This window comes from Nonomuraea sp. NPDC049309 (assembly GCF_043196965.1).
Taxonomy (GTDB): Bacteria; Actinomycetota; Actinomycetes; order Streptosporangiales; family Streptosporangiaceae; genus Nonomuraea; species Nonomuraea fastidiosa.
Genome location: NZ_JBICSH010000001.1, coordinates 1,097,283 through 1,117,173, shown reverse-complemented (window position 1 = coordinate 1,117,173; position 19,891 = coordinate 1,097,283). Strand labels below are relative to the sequence as shown.

At 73.5% G+C, this 19,891-nt stretch carries 22 protein-coding genes; 13 read left to right on the top strand and 9 right to left on the bottom strand.

The annotated features are described in order from the left end of the window. Positions 1–16 precede the first annotated feature (16 nt). Complete coding sequence (locus tag ACGFIM_RS05270; RefSeq protein WP_393194925.1) at positions 17–1,357, bottom strand: FAD-binding oxidoreductase; 1,341 nt, start codon at positions 1,355–1,357, stop codon at positions 17–19. A 248-nt stretch (positions 1,358–1,605) separates the two neighbouring features. Here ACGFIM_RS05270 and ACGFIM_RS05265 point away from each other — a divergent pair, with 248 nt between their 5' ends. Continuing rightward, positions 1,606–2,682 (top strand): ABC transporter substrate-binding protein, encoded by a 1,077-nt coding sequence (locus ACGFIM_RS05265; RefSeq protein WP_393194922.1) that lies wholly within the window; start codon positions 1,606–1,608, stop codon positions 2,680–2,682. 44 nt (positions 2,683–2,726) lie between these two features. Here the strand turns inward: ACGFIM_RS05265 and ACGFIM_RS05260 are convergent, their stop codons facing one another. Beyond that, positions 2,727–3,209 (bottom strand): metallophosphoesterase family protein, encoded by a 483-nt coding sequence (locus tag ACGFIM_RS05260; protein WP_393194919.1) that lies wholly within the window; start codon positions 3,207–3,209, stop codon positions 2,727–2,729. Positions 3,210–3,240: 31 nt separating this feature from the next. Beyond that, the gene (locus ACGFIM_RS05255; protein WP_393194917.1) at positions 3,241–4,497 is read right to left on the bottom strand and encodes an RNA polymerase sigma factor; all 1,257 of its coding nucleotides are present in this window, start codon (positions 4,495–4,497) and stop codon (positions 3,241–3,243) included. Between the two features lie 89 nt (positions 4,498–4,586). Between ACGFIM_RS05255 and ACGFIM_RS05250 the strand changes: the two genes are divergently transcribed. The 4 genes from ACGFIM_RS05250 to ACGFIM_RS05235 all read left to right on the top strand — a co-directional run bounded on the left by ACGFIM_RS05250 (position 4,587) and on the right by ACGFIM_RS05235 (position 7,288). Then, positions 4,587–5,513, top strand: a complete 927-nt coding sequence (locus ACGFIM_RS05250; protein ID WP_393194914.1) for a nucleotidyltransferase domain-containing protein — start codon at positions 4,587–4,589, stop codon at positions 5,511–5,513. A 110-nt stretch (positions 5,514–5,623) separates the two neighbouring features. Continuing rightward, entirely contained in the window at positions 5,624–6,475 is an 852-nt protein-coding gene (locus tag ACGFIM_RS05245; protein WP_393194911.1) for an ABC transporter ATP-binding protein, read from the top strand. Between the two features lie 43 nt (positions 6,476–6,518). After that, complete coding sequence (locus ACGFIM_RS05240) at positions 6,519–6,920, top strand: helix-turn-helix domain-containing protein (RefSeq protein WP_393194908.1); 402 nt, start codon at positions 6,519–6,521, stop codon at positions 6,918–6,920. Continuing rightward, positions 6,917–7,288, top strand: coding sequence for a DUF4180 domain-containing protein (locus tag ACGFIM_RS05235; RefSeq protein WP_393194905.1), 372 nt, complete (start codon positions 6,917–6,919; stop codon positions 7,286–7,288). Before ACGFIM_RS05240 ends, ACGFIM_RS05235 begins: the two co-directional genes overlap by 4 nt. 13 nt (positions 7,289–7,301) lie before the next feature. On the opposite strand, the gene ACGFIM_RS05230 is transcribed toward ACGFIM_RS05235, so the two are convergent. The 3 genes from ACGFIM_RS05230 to ACGFIM_RS05220 form a co-directional block, all read right to left on the bottom strand. Beyond that, a complete protein-coding gene (locus tag ACGFIM_RS05230) occupies positions 7,302–8,174 on the bottom strand; it encodes a TetR/AcrR family transcriptional regulator (protein ID WP_393194902.1) in 873 nt (290 codons plus the stop codon). Positions 8,175–8,244: 70 nt separating this feature from the next. Continuing rightward, positions 8,245–8,565, bottom strand: coding sequence for a DMT family transporter (locus ACGFIM_RS05225; RefSeq protein WP_393194899.1), 321 nt, complete (start codon positions 8,563–8,565; stop codon positions 8,245–8,247). 29 nt (positions 8,566–8,594) lie between these two features. Beyond that, positions 8,595–8,954 (bottom strand): DMT family transporter, encoded by a 360-nt coding sequence (locus ACGFIM_RS05220; protein WP_393194896.1) that lies wholly within the window; start codon positions 8,952–8,954, stop codon positions 8,595–8,597. Positions 8,955–9,057: 103 nt separating this feature from the next. On the opposite strand from ACGFIM_RS05220, the gene ACGFIM_RS05215 reads away from it, so the two are divergent. Next, positions 9,058–9,639 (top strand): MarR family winged helix-turn-helix transcriptional regulator, encoded by a 582-nt coding sequence (locus ACGFIM_RS05215; protein WP_393194893.1) that lies wholly within the window; start codon positions 9,058–9,060, stop codon positions 9,637–9,639. Between the two features lie 194 nt (positions 9,640–9,833). Here ACGFIM_RS05215 and ACGFIM_RS05210 read toward each other — a convergent pair whose 3' ends face one another. Beyond that, a complete protein-coding gene (locus ACGFIM_RS05210) occupies positions 9,834–10,673 on the bottom strand; it encodes an LLM class flavin-dependent oxidoreductase (RefSeq protein ID WP_393194890.1) in 840 nt (279 codons plus the stop codon). Between the two features lie 259 nt (positions 10,674–10,932). Next, positions 10,933–11,181 (bottom strand): hypothetical protein, encoded by a 249-nt coding sequence (locus tag ACGFIM_RS05205; RefSeq protein WP_393194887.1) that lies wholly within the window; start codon positions 11,179–11,181, stop codon positions 10,933–10,935. Between the two features lie 164 nt (positions 11,182–11,345). Between ACGFIM_RS05205 and ACGFIM_RS05200 the strand changes: the two genes are divergently transcribed. After that, the gene (locus ACGFIM_RS05200; RefSeq protein ID WP_393194884.1) at positions 11,346–12,395 is read left to right on the top strand and encodes a GNAT family N-acetyltransferase; all 1,050 of its coding nucleotides are present in this window, start codon (positions 11,346–11,348) and stop codon (positions 12,393–12,395) included. A gap of 790 nt (positions 12,396–13,185) precedes the next feature. On the opposite strand, the gene ACGFIM_RS05195 is transcribed toward ACGFIM_RS05200, so the two are convergent. Next, entirely contained in the window at positions 13,186–14,328 is a 1,143-nt protein-coding gene (locus ACGFIM_RS05195; RefSeq protein ID WP_393194881.1) for a DsbA family protein, read from the bottom strand. Between the two features lie 74 nt (positions 14,329–14,402). On the opposite strand from ACGFIM_RS05195, the gene ACGFIM_RS05190 reads away from it, so the two are divergent. The 6 genes from ACGFIM_RS05190 (at position 14,403) to ACGFIM_RS05165 (ending at position 19,517) form a co-directional block, all read left to right on the top strand. Continuing rightward, positions 14,403–14,978: a TetR/AcrR family transcriptional regulator gene (locus tag ACGFIM_RS05190; protein ID WP_393194878.1), complete on the top strand. Its 576-nt coding sequence runs from the start codon at positions 14,403–14,405 to the stop codon at positions 14,976–14,978. A gap of 147 nt (positions 14,979–15,125) precedes the next feature. Next, positions 15,126–15,845 (top strand): polyprenyl diphosphate synthase, encoded by a 720-nt coding sequence (uppS, locus tag ACGFIM_RS05185; RefSeq protein WP_393199630.1) that lies wholly within the window; start codon positions 15,126–15,128, stop codon positions 15,843–15,845. A 72-nt stretch (positions 15,846–15,917) separates the two neighbouring features. Continuing rightward, positions 15,918–16,844: a pentapeptide repeat-containing protein gene (locus ACGFIM_RS05180; protein ID WP_393194875.1), complete on the top strand. Its 927-nt coding sequence runs from the start codon at positions 15,918–15,920 to the stop codon at positions 16,842–16,844. Between the two features lie 63 nt (positions 16,845–16,907). Then, positions 16,908–17,387: an RrF2 family transcriptional regulator gene (locus ACGFIM_RS05175; protein WP_393194872.1), complete on the top strand. Its 480-nt coding sequence runs from the start codon at positions 16,908–16,910 to the stop codon at positions 17,385–17,387. 60 nt (positions 17,388–17,447) lie between these two features. Beyond that, entirely contained in the window at positions 17,448–18,611 is a 1,164-nt protein-coding gene (locus tag ACGFIM_RS05170; protein WP_393194869.1) for an MFS transporter, read from the top strand. A gap of 27 nt (positions 18,612–18,638) precedes the next feature. Further along, positions 18,639–19,517 carry an SMP-30/gluconolactonase/LRE family protein gene (locus ACGFIM_RS05165; protein ID WP_393194866.1) on the top strand — a complete coding sequence of 293 codons (879 nt, stop codon included), beginning with the start codon at positions 18,639–18,641 and terminating at the stop codon, positions 19,515–19,517. Positions 19,518–19,891: the final 374 nt, after the last annotated feature.

Here is a 19,891-nt window from a genome sequence, read left to right as displayed (position 1 = left end):
GTGTCACACCGGCTCATCACAGGGTCACGTGCCCGACGCGGAAGACGCCGTCCGGGTCATAGGCCCGCTTGATCTCGCGCAGCCGCGCGTAGTCATCCTTCTCGTACGCGGCCGCCGTCCGCGACGGGTCGGCCATGAAGTTCAGGAACCCGCCGCCGTTCGCGTACGGCCGCAGCTCATCGGCCAGCTCCGGCACCACCGTGTCGGCGATCACCGAAAGCCGCGTCGAGCGCCGCCCGACCGGCCCGGCGTCCGGGCCCGGCCTGCCCAGCGCGCCGCCCCAATGGCGCACCTCCACCGTTCCCGCGCGCTCCGACGCCCGCAGCAGCGCGCCGATCACCTCGTCGCCGGCGGTGTCGAACAGGTCGAGATACCGCACCGGCGTGCCGCCCATCGCGCTCTGCGCGAACGTCGCCGGCCGGATCTCGTCGAGCAGCGGCTCGCCCGCGGTCCGCCACAGCGGCGCGAGCAGCCGCCTGGCCTCGGCGGGCGCGCCCGCGTACAGGACCTTGATCATCATGACGCGCCGGCCGCGCAGCTGCGCGGGCGTGCCTTCGTCGTCCGGCATGCGCCGCAGCACCACCGCCGTGCTCATCTCGTCGGGCACGTCCTCGATCCAGCGCCGGTAGGCCGCCAGCGTGTCCGCCGCCGCCTCGATCGGGAAGTACGCGAACCCCGAGCACACCTCCGCCACCGGATACAGCCGGAACTCCAGCGCGGTCACCACGCCGAACCCGCCACCGCCGCCCCGCAGCGCCCAGAACAGCTCGGGGTGGCTGTCCGCGCTCGCCGTCACGTGCCGCCCGTCGGCCAGCAGCACCTCGGCCCGCAGCACGCTGTCGGCGGCGAACCCGTAGGCGCGGCCCAGCCAGCCGAGCCCGCCGCCCAGCGTGTAACCGGTGACCCCGACCGACGGCGCGGAGCCCGACAGCGGCGCCAGCCCGGACGGCGCGGCCGCCGCCAGCACCGCACCCCACCGCGCCCCGGGTCCCACCCGCGCGACCCCGCGTACCGGGTCCACCAGCACCGACGCCATGGCCGCGGTCTTGACCAGCAGGCCGCCGTCGCAGGCGACGTGCGTGCCGTGGCCGGTGGCCTGCACCGCGAACGGCAGATCGTGGGAGCGCGCCGCCAGCAGCGCCGCGCGCAGGTCGCCGACCCCGTACGCCTCGGCCACCACGGCGGGGCGGGCGTCGAGCGCCGGGTTCACCGCGCGGCGCTGCTCGTCGTAGCCCGGCTCGCCCGGCCGGTGCACGGGGCCGGTGAAGCCCGGAATGTCGGGGATATCCGGAATATCGCGGATATCAGGGATGTCGGGGATGCCGTGGACGTCGTGGACGCGGTACGGCTGGCTCATGTCGTCGGCCCCTTCTCGGCTCGCGCTTCGGGACCGCCTGCGGAGGCTAACCGGCCGCCTTGAGGTCCCTGGTGAGCTTCAGAATCCGCCGCTCCGGCCGCTTGCGAATCGGTCGCCCGTCGCCGCCGTTGCTACGCCGGTGGGCGTAGGCGCGGGGTGGAGGCGTACGTCATGCGGATCATGTGATTAGGTAAGGCTAAGCTAACAAAGTGACCTTCCGGGCAAAGCCCGCGCAATGAGGAGCATCCATGTCCGCTGTCCCGCGACGCACCCTCGCCGCCCTCGGCATCGCCGCACTCCTCGGCGTCAGCGCCTGCGCAGGGACCTCCACGGGGACCTCCACGGGGACCTCCACAGGGACCTCCACAGGGACCTCCACCGGCTCCGCGAGCACCCCCGCCGCGTCCGGCGGTCAGACGCAGGGCGAATGGACCTGGACCGACGACCGCGGCAAGACCATCACGCTGCCCAAGCGGCCCGAGCGCATCGTGGCCCAGTCGGGCGCCGCGGCGGCGCTGTGGGACTTCGGCGTACGGCCGGTCGGCGTCTTCGGCCCGCACAAGCTGAAGAACGGCGGCCGCGACCCCGAGGTGGGCGAGGTCGACATCGACACCGTCGAGTCGATCGGCAACGTGTGGGGCGAGTTCAACGTCGAGAAGTACGCCTCGCTCCAGCCCGACCTCCTGGTGGCCGGGATGTACGAGAAGAACAAGCTCTGGTACGTGCCCGACGAGTCCCTCGACGCCATCGACCAGATCGCGCCCACCGTCGGCGTGCAGCTCAGCGGCAAGCCGCTGCCCGGCATCATCGAGCAGTACGGCAAGCTCGCCGCCGCGCTCGGCGCGGACCCCGGCGCTCCGGCCGTGACCGAGGCCAAGAAGCGGTTCGACGCGGCGAGCGCCGCGCTGAAGGACCTCGCGGCCAAGCGGCCCGGCCTCACGGTCATGGTGGTCACCGCCACGCCCGACGCGTTGTACGTCACGTACAAGCCGGACCACCCCGACGTCGCCTACTGGAGCGAGCTCGGCCTGGACATCGTCTCCCCCGAGCGGCCGACCGAGAGCGAGGGCGGCTTCTGGGAGGTGCTGAGCTGGGAGAACGCCGACAAGTACCAGGCGGACGTGATCCTCGTCGACGCCCGCGCCCAGTCGATGAAGGTCGAGGAGATGGCCGAGAAGCCGACCTGGGCCGAGCTGCCCGCCGTCAAGGCCGGCCAGGTCTACCCGTGGCACGCGGCCGAGCGCTACAGCCACCTCGGCTACGCCAAGGTCATGGAGGAGCTGGTGAGCGAGCTGGAGAAGGCCCGCGACGACGTCGTCTCCTGACCCAGGTCCTTCCCGGCCACCGGGATGTTCTCAGATGACCGATCTCAGGTGACGGGGACGATCTCCGCGCGCACCAGCGCGCCGTCCTCGATCGTGAGCAGCCCCAGCGTACCGTGCGGCTGGCGGCGGCGGTCGGTGGGGGAGCCGGGGTTGAAGATCCGCAGACCGTCGCCCGACTCGTCCAGCGGGATGTGCGAGTGACCGAAGACGACCAGGCCGGCCTCGGGGAAGCGGCGCCGCATCCTGGCAAGGCGCCCCTTGGCCGGGCCGCTGTCGTGGATCATGCCGATCCGCAGCCCGTCCAGGGTCAGCTCCAGCGTCTCGGGCGCGTCGATGCCAGGGCCGTCGTTGTTGCCCTTCACGACGTGCACCGGCGCGTACGCCGCCAGCTCCTCCAGCACCGGCGGCACGCACACGTCGCCCGCGTGCAGGATGACGTCCGCGCCGCGCAGATGCCCGGCCACCCGCGGCGGGCACGAGCGCCAGCGCCTGGGCGCGTGCGTGTCGGACAGCGCGACCACCTTCACGCCGTCACCCCTGCCCGCCGCATCCGTCGCATCACTCCAGGGCCGCCGCCCGTTCCTCCAGGTAACGCCGCTCGGGCAGGCTCGTGGTCAGCCGGGCCGCCTCGCGGTAGGCCGCCACCGCCTCCGCCGTCTCGCCTGCGAGCTCCAGCAGGTGCGCCCGGACGGCCACCCGCCGGTGGTGCCGCGCCATGCGCTCATCGGCGGCCAGCTCGTCGAGCAGCGCGAGCCCGGCACGCGGCCCGCGCACCACGGCCACGGCCACCGCGTGGTTGAGCCGGACCACCGGGTTGTCCTCGATGGCGAGCAGCATCTCGTACAGGGCCAGGATCTGCGGCCAGTCGGTCTCGTCCGCCGTCGCCGCCTCGTCGTGCACCGCCGCGATGGCCGCCTGCAGCTGGTACGGCCCCACCGGCGACGTCGCCAGCGCCTTGCTGACCAGCTCCACGCCCTCCTCGATGAGTGCGCGGTCCCACAGGCCGCGGTCCTGCTCGGCCAGCGGGATCAGCCGCCCGCCGGCGTCGGTGCGGGCCGGCCTGCGGGCCTCGGTCAGCAGCATCAGCGCGAGCAGCCCGGCCACCTCGCCGTCGCCGGGCAGCAGCCGGTGCACCGCCCTGGCCAGCCGGATCGCCTCGGCCGTCAGATCGGTCCTGAGCAGGTCGGGGCCCGAGGTCGCGGTGTAGCCCTCGTTGAAGATCAGGTAGAGCACGTGCAGCACGACCCGCAGGCGTTCGGCCCGCTCGCTCTCCGGCGGCATGGTGAACGTCAGGCCGCTCGCCTTGATGCGCTGCTTGGCCCGGCTGATGCGCTGCGCCATCGTCGGCTCGGGCACCAGGAACGCGCTCGCGATCTGTGCCGTCGTCAGGCCGCCCACCGCCCGCAGCGTCAGCGCGAGCTGCGACGGCGCCGACAGCGACGGATGGCAGCACAGGAACAGCAGGGTCAGCGTGTCGTCGGAGTCGCCCGGCCGCTCCTCGCCCGGTGGCGCGGCCACGTGCGCGTCGGCCGGGACGCTCACCGCCACGCTCTCCTCCCTGCGGCGGCGCGCGTTCTCGCTGCGGATGTGGTCGATGACCCGCCGCGCGGCCACGGTCGTCAGCCAGGCCCGCGGACTGTCCGGCACCCCCTGCTCCGGCCACTGCTCCGAGGCGTCGAGCAGCGCCTCCTGCACGGCGTCCTCGCAGGTGTCGAACTGCTCGTAGCGGCGCACGAGCGTGCCCAGGACCTGCGGGGCCAGCTCGCGCAGCAGCGCCTCGACCTCGCTCACGCCCTCACCCGTCCCGCCGTCCACCCGGCCATCCTAGGGCCGGTACGGCCTCCGGAGCCGGTTTCCCGCCGCGCGCGCATGACCACCGGGACCTGCTCACTATGCTCGGCGGAGTGCGGCACACAGACCATGACAGGCCCGGCCTGGACGGCCCTGACCTGGACGGGATCGCGCTGCGGCTGCTCGAGGTGCCCGGGGTGGTGGCGGTGGCGCTGGGCGGCAGCCGCGCCCGCGGCACCCACCGTCCCGACTCCGACATCGACCTCGGCCTCTACTACCGGGGCCGGCTCGCCGTCGACCGGCTGCGCGCACTCGCGCGCGAGATCACCGGCAGCGACACCGACGTGACCGAGCCGGGCGGCTGGGGGCCGTGGGTGAACGGCGGCGGCTGGCTCGTCGTGGACGGATGGCACGTGGACTGGATCTACCGCGACCTCGACCGCGTCCAGCGGGTCTGGCGCGATTGCCGGGCCGGCCGCTACGAGGTCGGCTTCCAGGTGGGGCATCCGCTCGGCTTCTACTCGCACGCGTACGCGGGAGAGGTGGCCCTGTGCCGGGTGCTCGCCGATCCCGGGGGAGAGCTGACCGCGCTGCGCGCCGAGGCCGCCCACTACCCGCCCGCCCTGCGCGAGGCGCTCATCCAGGGGCTGTGGGAGTGCGACTTCGCCCTGACCATCGCCAAGTACGGCGTGCTGGGCGACGACCCCTCGTACGCGGCGGCCACCCTGTTCCGCGCCGTCGGCGTGGCCTGCCAGGCGCTGCACGCGGCGGAGGGTGCCTGGCTGATCAACGAGAAGGGCATGATCGCCTCCGCCGACCGGCTGCCGTCGGCTCCCGCGCGCTTCGCCGAGCGCGCCCAGGCGCTGCTGGCCCACGTGGGCGGTACCCCGGAGGAGATCGCCCGCACCCTCGACGACGCCCGCACCCTCATCGCCGACGTCCGCACCGCCTGCGGCACGGCGCCCGCCCAAGCCCGGGTGTCACCCCCTGGCCCGCCGGCGGAGCGGCGCCCGCTGAAAGGCGAGACATCAGATGTCTGACATGCTGCTAACTTGATCGGGACATGATCCGACGAAGGGAGAGTTGTGGTGACGCGAGCGTCAGAGCCGGAGACCGCGTGGGCGGCCGCGGGCGGTGAGGTGGCGGCGCGATGACCGTCGTCTCCCGCCCCGCCGACGCCGGACCCGTCCTGCGGGCCGGAGAGGTCTCGTTCATCCGCGACGGCCGTCACCTGCTGAGCGACATCTCGCTCACCGTGCATCCCGGCGAGCACTGGGCGCTCCTCGGCGCGAACGGCGCGGGCAAGAGCACGCTGCTCGCCCTGCTGGGCGCGGTCAACCATCCGAGCCGGGGCGTGGTCGAGGTGCTCGGCCGCAGGCTGGGCCGCGTGGACGTCCGTGAGCTGCGCTCCTACCTCGGCCACGTCAACCCCCGCCACACCCCCGACGGGCCGATGCGGGTGCGCGAGGTCGTGCTGACCGGGCTGACGAACACCGCCGCGCTCGTGCCCCGCTGGCAGCCCACCGAGCAGGAGGCCGAACGCGCCGACCGGCTGCTCGCCATGCTCGGCATGAGCGCCAAGGCCGGCGACAGGTGGCCGACCCTGTCACAGGGCGAGCGCGGCCGTACGCTGATCGCCCGCGCCCTCATGCCGCAGCCGCGCCTGCTGCTCCTCGACGAGCCCGCCACCGGCCTCGACCTGGCCGCCCGCGAGCAGCTTCTGGCCGGCATCGACGCCCTGCGCGCCCGGCATCCCGCGCTGGCCACCGTTCTCGTGACGCACCACCTGGAGGAGCTGCCCGCCACCACCACGCACGCCATGCTGCTGCGTGAGGGCCGCTGCCTGGCGAGCGGCCCGGTGGGCGACGTGCTCACCAGCGAGCTGGTGAGCGCCTGTTTCGACCATCCGGTACGTCTCGAGCGCAGCGACGACGGCCGCTGGGCCGCCCGCGCCGCCCGCGTCCCGGTCGCCGTGCCCGGTGGTGAGCCTGTCCCGGCCTGATCTTCCCTATCGCTCCCCAATTAAGGGCATAATAGGGAGTGATATGGAGCGATACACCGTGGACCAGGCGGCGAGCATCCTCGGCCTGCACGTCAAGACCGTCCGGGCGTACATCCGGGACGGCCGCCTGCCCGCGGTGCGGGTCGGCAAGCAGTACCGCATCGCCAAGGACGACCTGGCCGCCTTCGCCGGGCTGCCCGCCGAACGGCCGCTCGGCCCGCGCCGCGCCGAGGTGACCAGCGTCGTCCAGGTGGACGGCGTCGATCGGGCCGGCATGGACCGGATCAGCACGATGGTCCTCGGCGCGCTGTCGGCCGAGCGGAGCGGGCTGCGCGTCGAGTTCGCCCACGACGAGGAGCGCGCCCGGCTCAAGGTCATCGTGCTCGGCGGGCTGGAGCAGACCGCCGAGGTGCTGCGGATCGTCGACGCTCTCGTACGGCCATGAACACCCCGGGAGGGAACCCGATGCCCGCCGTCCACTGGTACGACCCGCACGCCGCGCCGCTGAACGAGGCCCGCGACGTGATCGACCTCATCGGCGAGGCGTGGTCGAGCGGCGCCACGTGGGTGGCCGTGCCCGCCGACCGCCTGCCCGAGGGCTTCTTCACGCTCGGCACCGGCGTGGCCGGCGAGATCGCGCAGAAGTTCGTCACCTACGGGGTAGGGCTGTCGATCGTCGGCGACGTCTCCGGCCACACGGCGGGCAGCGCGGCGCTGCGCGCCTGGGTGCTGGAGTGCAACAGGGGCCGCCACATCTGGTTCGTCCGCGACGCGGCCGAGCTGGCCGCCCGCCTGGCGACCGCCCCCGCCTGACCCTCCGGAGGCGTCACCTGGAGGGCGCCGCCTCCGGGCCGCCGCCGTGCCGTGGCCGGTCGGCGCGACCCTTCTGAGCCTCGCCGTGCCGGACGTCGTGGTTCCGGGCGGCTCGGGCCGCCGTCGCCTCGATGCCGTCGAGCAGCACCGCAAGCCCGACCGAGAACGTCTCGTTCACCCGATGCTCCAGGTACGGCTCGTCCCCGCCGGGCTCGGAGTCGTCCGACTCCACCCACCGCACGAGCGGGAACCGGTCGGCGAACCCCGGTGCGATCTCATCCAGCAGCGACGCCCGCGCCTGCCACCACTCCTCGTCGGACACCCCGGTCGCCGAAGGGGCCTGGCGCGACTCGGCGATCGTCGTGGCGGCGCCCCTGACGAAGTCGAACAGCAGCGCCACCATCCCGCGCACCCGGCGCGGGCCTAGCCCGGTGCCGCGCAGGATCGCGACCAGGCTCTCCAGCATGGCGAACTCGTTGGGCCCGAGCACGGGACGCGCCTGCGACACCTGCAGCGTCCAGGGGTGCCGCAGGTAGAAGGCGAGCGTCTGCTCGGCCCACGCCGTCAGCGCCGGACGCCAGCCGGCGCTCAGGTCGTACTCGGCGGGCAGCTCGGCGAGGGCGCGGTCGTACATGAGGTCGATCAGCTCGCCCTTGCCCGGCACGTACGTGTAGAGCGCCATGCCGGTGCGGCCCAGCCGCTCGCCCACCCTGCGCATGGAGAGGGCCGCCATGCCCTCGGAGTCGGCCAGCTCGATCGCGGCGTCCACGATGGCGTCGACGCTCAGCCCCGGCTTGGGCCCGGGCCGCGCCCCATTCGGCTCGCCCCTGCGCCACAGCAGCGCCATCGACCGTCGCGCGTCACCCTGACCGGCGTAGACGACCAAGCGGATCTCCCCGGGACCGACAACTCCTTACGGCAGAAGATATCAGCGGCCCGGTCACCGGCCGTCACGCTCAGATGCCAGAGGTGATCTTGAGGAGGGCGACGCCTCCGATGATGGCGGCGAACGAACCGAGCTTGGCCGGGGTGATCTTCTCCTTGTAGATGAGCGCGCCGAGCACGACCGTGCCGATGGAGCCGAGGCCGGTCCAGACCGTGTAGCCGACGCCGACGTCCAGCGTCCTGAGTGCGAGGCTGAGCGTGAAAATGCCGCCTGCGGCGGCCAGCAGCGTGAAGACCGACGGCCAGAGCCGGGTGAAGCCCTTGGTGGCGTTGGTGCCGAGGGCGAAGGCGATCTCGAAGACGATCGCGATGGACAGGTAGATCCAGGCCATGATCGAGCTCCTTGTCTTGTCGAGGGGGGTCAGGCGGCGGTCGGCTCCGCGGGCCGCGGCTTGGCGCCGGTCAGGCGGTCGGCCATCTTGAGCCCGAGCACGCCGCCGATGATCAGGACGAAGGCGAGGGCCTTCCAGGCGTTCATCTCCTCGTCGAAGATCAGGGTGCCGAGGACGACGGTGCCGACCGAGCCGATGCCGGTCCAGACGGTGTAGCCGACGCCGACGTCAAGGGTCTTCAGCGCCAGGCTCAGGAAGAAGATCCCGCCGGCCGCGGCGAGGGCCGTGAGCACGGACGGCCAGAGCCGGGTGAAGCCCTCGGTGGCGTTGGTGGCCAGCGCGAAGACGACCTCGAAGACGGATGCGATGAGCAGATGGATCCACGCCACTGGTGCCTCCTATATGCATGTACGTGCAAATAAGTAGGAAGCAATGTTGTATGTACATGTATCCTCTTGTCAAGCCGATCTCCCGTAGGAACGAGGCTCATCGATGACCCGTACGACGCCCCCCGCCCCCGCTGCGGACCCGGCATCCGGCCCGGCCGGGGCCACGGCTTCCGGCCCCGCCGCGGAGCCGGTTTCCGGACCGGTTGCAGAGCCGGCTCCTGGGCCCGATTCAGGGGCGCCCGCCGCCGCAGGCGACATCAGCGCCGTCTGGCAGCGCGTTCTCCTGCTACACTCCCACGTCGAAGGCAGGCTCGCCGCCGCGCTCCAGCGCAAGCACGGCGTGGGGCTGTCCGAGTACCGCGCGCTCGGCCACCTCACCGCCTCCCCGGCCGGCGAGCTGCGCATGCAGGAGCTCGCCGACAAGCTCGGGCTCAACCAGAGCTCGGTGACCCGCCTGGTCGCCCGGCTGAACACGGCCGACTTCGCCTACCGCGACGTGTGCACTGACGACAAGCGCGGCGTCTACGCCGTCATCACCGACGCCGGCCGGGCCCGCTACGCCGAGGCCCGCCGCACGTACGAGGAGGCCCTGCAGGCGGCGCTGGAGGAGGCGGGAAAGGCCGACCCGCGGCTGGCCGCCGCACTCACGACCCTGGCCGAGACCGCGCAGACCGGCGCGAAGTGACGCCTGGCGCTGAGGCAGGCACGCACGAAGTCGAGGGCCGCCCCGGCAGCCTGCGCATCCGTCTCGAACGGATCTTCGGGAGCCTGGGCACCTGGCCCGGACGGACCTCCGGGAGCCTGGGCACCTTGCTCGGACGGACTTCGGCGGCTGCTCGGGCACTTGCCTCGGACGGACTTCGGCGGCGCTGACCGCGGCTACTTCCGCGTTCTCGCGGCGACGGCGGCCAGCATCTCCCAGGCCGCCTCGGGGCGCAGGGTCTCGGCCGGATCCTTATGGAACGGGTCGAAGACCACCGTCTCCGCGCCCATCTCCCGCAGCCGCTCCAGGTCGTCCATGACCTGCTCGATCGTGCCCTCACCCAGGCGCCGCTCGTCGCCCGTCACCGGCTTGTCCGTCACGCGCAGCAGGATGCGCGGGGCCAGCCCGGGCGCGGGACGCTCCTGCGCGGCGGCCATGCCCCGCAGCTTCGCCCACGTCTCGCGCAGCCACGGCAGCGTCATCCTGAGCGGATGCCACGCCTGGCCGAAGCGCAGCGTACGGCGCAGGGCCGCGTCGCTGCCGCCGCCCACCCAGATCGGCACCCCGCCGGAACGGTAGTCGCTCTCATTCGCCCAGGCGGCCTTGATCGCCGCCAGGTGCTCGTCGGTCAGCCGCCCGCGCCGCTCGTGCGCCACCCCCAGAGCCTCGAACTCCTGCTTCGCCCAACCGGCGCCCACGCCCAGCACGAACCGGCCGCCGCTGAGGTCGTTGAGGTTGGCCGCCATGCGGGCGGTCAGCAGCGGGTGGCGGTAGGGGACGATCAGCACGGTGGTGCCGAGCGTGAGTCGGGTCGTGGTGCCCGCCAGCCAGGCCAGGGTGGTGAACGGGTCGTAGAAGGGGGCCGGGTACTGCTCGGCGACGTCAGGCGTGATCACCACGTGGTCGGAGACCATGAGCAGGTCGTAGCCGAGCCCTTCGACGGTGAGCGCCCACTTCCGCAGCGTCTCGGGGTCGGTGCCAGGGCCGAAGTTGGGGACGTTCACACCAAGTCGCATGAGCGCAGGCTACCGGTGATCGTCTTCTCGGGCGCGAATGGCTGGTGGACGCCAACGTGCAGGAGGCACGAACGGCGGGGGCGCGGACATGCGGGGAGGCGTGCGGCGGGGAGTGCGAGCTGCGGGGAGCGTGTGCGGCGGGAAGCACACAGGTTCGGGAGTGCGAGCTGCGGGGAGCGCGAGCGGCCGGGGAGGCGTGAACGGCCGCCGCCGCCCGGGGATGGCCCCAGGCGGCGGTGGTCAGCGGTGGGCTCAGTCGTCAGTCCCCGTCCCAGCCGTAGTCGCGCTCGTACCTCCTGCAGGCGTCGGCGTCGCGCGTGCCGGCGAAGACGCCGTGCTTGGTGACCCAGTGATAGGTGGTGTCGTCGCTGAGAACGAGCCCGCACGCCCTCGGGTGATCGTTCCACTTCTGGTTGGACCAGGTCGCGGCGGCCGCAGTGCCGGCCGTTCCGAACACGGCCGCCGTGATGAGCAGCGCGCCGCCGGCGGCAACGAGGCTACTTCTCATGATCTCCCCCTGTAATCACGAAGTGTGACATCGGCCATCACTATACGTAGCGATCTTGTGGTAGGGCGCTCGCCACGCCCCGCTATTTGATCAACAGGAGGCCGCCGCCCGGCAAAGCATCCACCCGGCTGTGCAATGCGCGAGGCGTGCCATCATGACGGCCCATGACCACTTTGGCGGAGGTGCTCCGCGACGCCCAGGAAGGCCGCTTTCCGCCCCCGGACGGCGGTGTCACCCTCGTTCCCCAGCCGTCGCCGCGCGACCTCGGCGTGCTCTCTTTCACCGCGCACGCCGTGGTCTTCGCCGACGTCGATCCCGCCTGGATCAGGAAGCGCCTGCCTCCCGGCGACCTGGACGCCCCGCTCGGGCCGTCGTTCCTGCTGGAGCTGGCGGCGCTGACCGGCCGGGCCGTCGGCAACCTCGACCTGCTCGCCGTGGCCCGCCCGCTGCCCGGTCCTGCGCCGCTCGCCCTGGAGGAGCTGCGCGACAGCGCGCACCCGAGGGTGGCGCGGGCCCGCCGCTACCGCGACGACGTCCGCGTGTGGGTCGCACCCGCCCAGGGCGTGTCCGAGTGTGGCGCGCCCGCCCAGGGCGTGTTCGAGTGGGGCGCCCCCGCCCAGGGCCTGTCCGAGTGGGGCGCGCCTGGCCAGGACGTCCTTGTGCGGGGCACACCCGCCCTGGACGGCGGACGGGAGCTGCGGGCATCCAGACCCTCCTCCCGTGAAGAGAGTCCCGCTGCATCCGCCCGGGACGGCGGCCGGGGGAGTGGCCGGGATGGCGCCGGGGACGGCGGCCGGGGGAGTGGCCGGGACGGTGCCTGGGACGGTGGCCGGGAGAGGGGCGGGGATAGCGCCCAGGACGGTGGCCGGGATGGCGCCGGTGATAGCGCTCGGGACGGTGCCCAGGACGGCGGCCGGGATGGCGCCGGGGATAGTGGCTGTGATGGCGGCCGCGGGAGTGGCGGGGATGGCGGCGTGGCCGGGTTGCTGGCTGTCGGGCGGGGCGTGGGCGGACGGTGGGAGGTCGCTATCGAAGTGGAGCCCGATCACCGGGGCCGCGGGCTCGGCCGCCTGCTCGCCACCGCCGCCAGGCACCTGGCCCCCGGCCCGTTGTGGGCGCAGGTCGCGCCGGGCAACGCGGCGAGCGTCCGCGCCTTCATCGCCGCCGGGTACGCGCCGGTCGGCGCCGAGGTCCTGCTGTCACCGGAACCGTGACGACCCGTGACGGAGCGGGATCCTTCACGCGGGGTCTCGCGGTGCGGGTCTCGCGGTGCGGGTCTCGCGGTGCGGGCCGCCGCCGGGCAAGGCGAGGCGCAGGGAACTGCTGTCGCCGGTGTCGCCCGGACGGACCGGTCTGGACATCGCCCTGAAGGTCGCCCGGCCTGAGGTGGCGCGCACCGCGGCGGGCGGTGGCCAGCAGGACGGGTGAGCGTGCCTGGCCACGGCGCCGGCTCTGTGGGCGGGCACTCTGGGCCGTGCGGCCACGGCCTCAGCGGGAGCCCGGGCTTGGTGGGCACCCCGCTGCTCACCGATCGCGCGGAGCCGGGCCCGGACACCAATGCACTGTGCGCGCAGGACCGGCCGTGCGGGCGGTGCCGATCGTGCGGGCGGTGCCGATCGTGCGGGCGTGCTGGTCGTGCGGGGTGCTGGTCGTGCGGGGGTGATGGCCGCCGATCGTGCGGGGGTGCTGGCCGTGTGGCGGGGCGCCGGTCGTGCGTGGGGTACTTGGTTGCGCGGGGGTGCCGGTTGTGCGGGGGTGCTGGTTGTGTGTCGGGGTGCCGGTGGTGTAGGGGGTGTTGGTCGTGCAGGCAGGCTGGTCGCTCATGGGAGGCGCGCGCGGCGCGGGCCGCCGCGGCGGGCACGCCGGACCGTGTGGCCCGGTGCGTCCGTCACGGCGGTGTAGCACCCGGAGAGGGTGCCGTCGGAGCGCGCAGCCCCGACATCATCCGGGCTGTGGTGCGGGATCGGAGCGCGCGATCTGAATCCACGCTCGGATGAGCGGTGGTCAGGCCGCGTAGTCCGGGGTCATGGCGGCGGCCAGGGTGAGGTGGGGGGCGGCCTCCTCGTGCCGGCCCTGGCGCTGCAGGGTGCGGCCGAGGAGGTGACGGGCGTAGGAGTCGTCGGGCGACTCGGTTACCAGCGACTCCAGCGTCGTACGCGCCCGGTTGAGCTGCGCCGACGCGAAGTACGCCCGCGCCGCCAGCATCCGGACGCTTCGGTCGTCGCCGTGCTCGTCCATGAGCGGGCGAAGCAGCGTCAGCGCCCCGAGCGGGTCGCGCTGGTCGAGCAGCGACTCGGCGTGCCGCAGCCGCTCGACCTCGGCGGGCAGGCGGCGCGGCGCGTGCCCGGCGGCGTCCCGGAGGAACGCGGCGATCGTCTCCGGCGGCTGCGCGCCCTCCAGCGCCAGCCCGTTCGCGACGATGGTCGGCGATGTGCGCACCCCCTTCGCCTTGCCGATGAGCAGCAGCTCCCGGGTCAGCTCGGCCCCGGGCAGCGCCCGCCAGGCGGCGGTGCCGGGGATGAGCGCCTGCGGGCCGGCGCCGCCTTCGGCCGGTGCCCGGCGGTCGCCGGCATCACCGGCCGGTGCCTGCGTGCGGGCGGAGTCGCCGGACGGTGCGGATAGGGCGGTGGTGCCGGACGGTGCGGATAGGGCGGTGGTGCCGGTGTAGCCGGCCGCTTCGGCCAGGCCCGCGTCCGTGGCGATCTCGGTCAGCACGGCGGCGTCGCTGATGTCGCGTACCTCGACGAAATGGGCGCGCAGCAGCCGCTCGACCACGCGGTCCTGGAGCGCGGCCCCGCCCTTCTCGTACGCCAGCGCGATCAGCCGGTGCGCCTCCAGCGTGGAGACCCGGTAGCCGGAGCCCCACTGCTCGCCCAGGCCTTCGGACGCGGCGATCCCGGCGACCCTGGCGCGGTTCTCGGCGGGGGAGAGGCCGGGCGCGCAGGCCCGCAGCGCCTCGTCGGCGACGGGGTCGCGCAGCACCTGCTCCATCGGCACCGCGCGGGCGGGCGCGGACGGGTCGATCTGGTACGGCCGCCACACCACCTCGACCGGCTCGCCGTCCCAGGACGCGAGCGCCTTCTCCAGCCGCCGTTTGCCGATGTGGGCCCACCCACAGGCCACGTCTGCCCAGATCTCGATACGCATGCAAGCAAACTATGCGACAAATGTCGATTAATCAACACATGTCGCTTAAGCGATGCCTGTCGTATAGTGAGGGTGTGAACCCGGACGATCCGCGAGCCCAGCGCACCCGGGCCAGGCTCAAAGAGGCCGTACGCCACCTGGCCGCCCAGCAGGAGCCCGCCACCATCACCATGTCGGCGCTGGCCAAGCGCGCCGAGGTGAACCGCGCCACCATCTACCTGCACTATCCCGACCTCGACGCGCTCGTCACCGACGCCATGGAGGACACCGTCGCCGCCGTCGCCAGGGCCGCCGCGCTGTGCCCGCTCGACGCGCCACGCGACCGCGCCCCCGAGCCGCTGTCCGAGCTGTTCACGTACGTCGCCGCCAACTCCACCCTCTACGCCCGCATGCTCGGCCCCCAGGGCAGCGCCCGCTTCTCGGCCCGCATGCGCGAGCGCCTCACCGCCGAGCTGGCGGGCCGCTTCGCCGCCGGGCACCGCCCGCCCGGGTGGGAGGACGTGCCGGCCGACGTGCACGCCGCCTACCTGGCGGGCGCGCTGGCGGGCGTCATCGCCCACTGGGTCGCGGGCGGCTGCCCCGGCGGCGCGGAGGAGGCGGCGCTGGCGTTCTGGAAGCTGTTCCGTACGGGCTGCCAAGCCGGTGCCTGAACGTCACGGAAGCGTCCCGTTCGGCACCTGCCGGAGGTGGAAATCAGGAAAGATCAGATTCCGGTGCCTCACCCGCGCCATTCTTGGAGGGTGCACACGACTGACCTCCTTCACTCCCTCTACGCCCGGCGGCTGCGCCGCCAGGTGATGTCCGGCCCTCTGCCCCGCCACGTCGGCCTCATCATCGACGGCAACCGGCGATGGGCCAGGCAGCAGGGCATGGCCAACCCGAGCATGGGCCATAAATACGGCGCCGATCACATCCAGGACGTGCTCTCCTGGTGCGAGACGATCGGCATCAGGCACCTGACGATCTTCCTCTGCTCCACCGAGAACCTGCAGCGGCGCGACGACGAGGAGGTCGCCTTCCTGCTGAAGGTGATCGAGCAGATGGTCGAGGACCGCTTCAACCGCGCAGACTCGCGCTGGCAGGTGCACGTCGCGGGCCTGCTCGACATGCTCCCCGACACCACCGCCCGCGTGCTCAAGGACGCCGTCGAGAGCACCCGCACCTGCCGGACCGGCTTCCACCTCACGCTCGCCATCGGCTACGGCGGCCGTCAGGAGGTCGTCGAGGCCCTGCGCGAGCTGCTGTACGAGCGGGCCGAGGCCGGCCAGTCGATGATCGAGCTGGCCTCGACGCTGACCGTCGACGACATCACCCCCCACCTCTACACGGCCGGGCAGCCCGACCCCGACCTGGTGATCCGCACCAGCGGCGAGCAGCGCATGTCGAACTTCCTGCTGTGGCAGTCGGCCTACTCCGAGCTGTACTTCTGCGAGGCCTACTGGCCGGCCTTCCGCGAGATCGACTTCCTGCGCGCGCTGCGCAGCTTCGCCGCCAGGCAGCGGCGTTACGGCGGCTGAGCCGGGAAGGCCGCGCGCGCCCGCGAGTACCCTGAGCCTGCCGCCCCCGTACGCGAAGAGGAGAACCGCCCGGTGCCAGGAACCCACCCGCGCGAGCTCGGCCTGCTGTCCGACTGCGCGAGCTGCTTCGGGCTGTGCTGCGTGGCGCTGCCGTTCTCGGCGTCGGCCGACTTCGCCGTGGACAAGGACGCCGGCCGTCCCTGCGCCAATCTCCGCGACGACTTCCGCTGCTCGATCCATTCGCGGCTGCGCGAGAGCGGGTTCACCGGGTGCACGGTGTTCGAGTGCTTCGGGGCGGGGCAGAAGGTCTCGCAGGTCACGTACGAGGGGCGGAGCTGGCGCGAGGCCCCTGAGACGGCCCGGCAGATGTACGCCGTGTTCCCGGTGATGCGCGGGCTGCACGAGCTGCTGTGGTACCTCGCGGAGATCCTCGGCCTGCCCGCCGCCGCGCCCGTGCATCCCGGCGCCCGCGCCCTGCTGCTGGAGACCGAACGCCTCACCCGCGAAAGCGCCGCCGTGCTCGAGCACCTCGACCTCGACGCCCACCGCGCCCGGGTCAACGAGGTGCTGCTGCGCGCGAGCGAGCTGGTGCGCCACGGGCTCGGCGGCAAGCGGCACCGCGGCGCCGACCTCATCGGGGCCCGGCTGCGCGGCGCCCGGCTGCGGGGAGCCGACCTGCGCGGGGCGTACCTGATCGGCGCCGACCTGCGCGACGCCGACCTGCGGCAGGCCGACCTCATCGGGGCCGACCTGCGCGGGGCGAACCTGGCCGGCGCCGACCTCACCGGCGCCGTGTTCCTCACTCAGGCCCAGGTGAACGCCGCCATGGGCGGCCCCGCCACCCGCCTGCCCGCCGCCCTGACCCGCCCCGCCCACTGGACGGACGAGACGGGGGCGGGCGTCCCGGCGGGCGGCCGAGGTGCCGGCGGCCGGGCATCGGGCGCTCCGCGATCCGCGCGTCCCCGCCCGAAGAACCGCCGCTCCCGGCGAGGCCGCTGAGCCCTCAGCGGCGGGGGCCCTCCGCTACCGTCCCCCGAATCGGGACGTGTAACATCCCGTTTCATGCGGATGGGAGAAGGGGTCGAGTGGGGCCTGCACTGCTGCCTGGCGCTGGCCTGGCTGGAGGATGAGGCGCCGATCCCGACCGGGAGGCTGGCCGCGCTCTTCAATCTGCCGCCCGTCTACCTGAAGAAGCGGCTGCAGGACCTCGTGCGCGCCGGCATCCTCGCGTCCGTGCCCGGAGTGAAGGGCGGCTTCCGCCTGGCCAGAGCGCCGGAACGCATCACGCTCCTCGATGTCGTCACCGCGATCGAGGGCCGCGACGAGGCGTTCAGGTGCAACGAGATCCGGCAGCGCGGCGCGGGCGCGGAGGAGCCCGAAGGCACGTTCGCCAAGCCCTGCGGCGTGGTGATCGCGATGCGCCGCGCCGAGCTGGCCTGGCGCAGGGAGCTGGCCGCGCAGACCCTCGCCGATCTCATGCGGGAGGCCGCGCCGTCCGCGCCCGGCCGCACCCGCCGCTATTACGCCCGCCTCACCGGCTGAGGCCGAGGGCACGTTTCACGACCGCAGTCCACGTGTCGCTCTCTCAGGAGGAAAAAGGGGATGTTGAATGTCCCGGTTCAACGGCGGCGGGCGTTCGTGCCCGTGGCCGTGCTGGCCGTCGGCACGTTCGCCGTCGGGACGGACGCGTTCATCGTGGCCGGATTCCTGCCGCAGCTCGCCGCGTCGCTGAAGGTGAGCGAGACGGCGGCGGGGCAGTCGGTCACCGCGTTCGCGGTGGCGTACGCGATGCTGTCGCCGATCCTCGCCACCGTGACCGCCCGGCTGTCGCGGCGGGCGCTGCTGGCCGGCGCGCTGCTCGTGCTCGCGCTCGCGAACCTCGGCTCGGCGCTCGCGCCGACGTTCGCGGTGCTGCTGGTGACGCGGGTGCTGGCGGCGGCGGGAGCGGCGGCGTTCACCCCGAACGCCGGAGCCGTGGCGGCGGCGCTGTCCCGCCCCGAGGTGCGAGGGCGGGCGCTCGCCACCGTCATCGGCGGGCTGACCGTGGCGACGGCCGCGGGCGTGCCGCTCGGCGGGCTGGCCGGTCAGGTGCTCGGCTGGCGGGCCGCGCTCGGCCTGGTGGCCGGGGCGTGCGCGGCGGTGGCGGCCGCCGTCTTCGCGATCCTGCCCGCGCTGCCGGGACAGCCGCCCGTGCCGCTGCGCGAACGGCTCGCCGTGCTGCGGCGTCCCGCCGTCCCCGCCGTGCTGGCGCTGACCGTGCTCGGCATGGCCGCCACCTACACCGTGTACGCCTACAGCGCCCCCGCGATGCGCGCCGTCGGCGTGGAGTCCGTCGCGTCGATGCTGTTCCTGTACGGAGTGGGCGCCATCCTCGGCAACGTGGCCGCCGGGTACACCACGGACCGGTGGGGAGCGAGCCGGGTGCTCATGGGTGGATATGTCGTGATGGCCGTCAGCCTCGCCGCGCTGGGATGGCTGGCCGGTGACCAGGACGTGCCCGTCGCACTGGTCGGGCTGCTCGCCGTCGGATGGGGCGCGGGCACCTGGTGCCAGACGCCTCCCCAGCAGCACCGGCTCATCGGCGCCGCACCCCAGGAGGCGTCGCTGGTCGTCTCGCTCAACGCCTCGGCCATCTACGTCGGCATCGGCGCGGGCACGCTCATCGGCGGCCTGACGCTGGCGCATGGGGTGGCCGTGACGTACGCGGCGGGCGCGGTGCTGGCGGTGCTCGCCCTGCTGCTGATCGTGGCCACCCGGCGCATCTGACCACTAGGCTGGCCTATCGCAGCGATCATGGAGGAGAGCGGCATGGGCATCACCGCGTACACCGTCACCGACCCCGTCGCGCAGCACGGCGAGGGGCCCGTGTGGTCCGCCCGGTGGGGCGGGCTGCGCTGGGTGGACATGCTCAACGGCGACGTGCTCGCGCTCACCGAGGCCGGCGAGGTGCGCCGCCGCCACGCCGCCAAGGTCGCCGCCGTCGTCCGCCCCCGCGTCTCCGGCGGGTACGTCATCGCGGCAGAGCGGGAGCTGCTGCTGGCCGACTCCGACGACCTCGACGCGCCGCTGCGCTCGCTCGGCGAGGCGTGGACCGACCCCGGCGTCCGCATGAACGAGGGCGGCTGCGACCCCGACGGCCGCTTCTACATCGGCAGCATGGCCTACGACGAGACCCCGGGAGCCGGCTCCTTCTACGTGGCCGAGCCCGACGGCCGGCTGCGCGTGGTGATCCCCGAGGTGACGATCTCCAACGGGTTCGGCTTCAGCCCCGACTGCCGGCTCGCCTACTACGCCGACACCCCCACCGGGCGCGTCGACGTCCTCGACTACGACCCCGCCGCCGGGCTGAGCGGGCGGCGGCCGTTCGCCGTCATCGACTCCGAGCAGGGGCGGCCCGACGGGCTCACGGTGGACGCCGAGGGCGGCGTCTGGGTGGCGCTGTGGGACGGCGGGGCGGTCCACCGCTACGCCCCGGACGGGCGGCTCGACGCCGTCATCACGCTTCCCGTACGCAAGGTCACGGCCGTCGCGTTCGGCGGCGAGCGGCTCGACCGGCTCTACATCACGACCTCGGCCCTCGGCACCGACCGGGCGGAACAGCCCGAGGCGGGCGCCCTCTTCGCCGCCGACCCAGGCGTGAGCGGCCTGCCGGTGCTGCCCACCACGCTCTGAACGCCGGCGTGGCGATGACCCGGCTCGTCGCGGGCGGCCCACGCGGGGTGATCCATCGGTAGCGTTGGCGCATGCGTTCGCGCGGTGTGCCGTCGGATGGGCTGTCCGCCGCTGCGGCCGTCGCCCTGGAACTGCTCATCAACGGCCACGCCGGTGAGGGCATGCCGGCGCCGTCCGAGTTCGCCGTCGCGCTGCTGGCCGGCCTGCCCATGGGCGTCGTGCGCCGGCATCCCGGCCCCGTCACCGTCCACCTCGCCGCGCTCCTCATGCCCGCCGCCATCGGCGCCCGGCTGCGCCGCACCGCGGACGTCCATCCGCGCGAGGGCGGCGACGGGACCGTCGGCGTTCACCCGCGCGGGAGCGAGTCGCCGCCG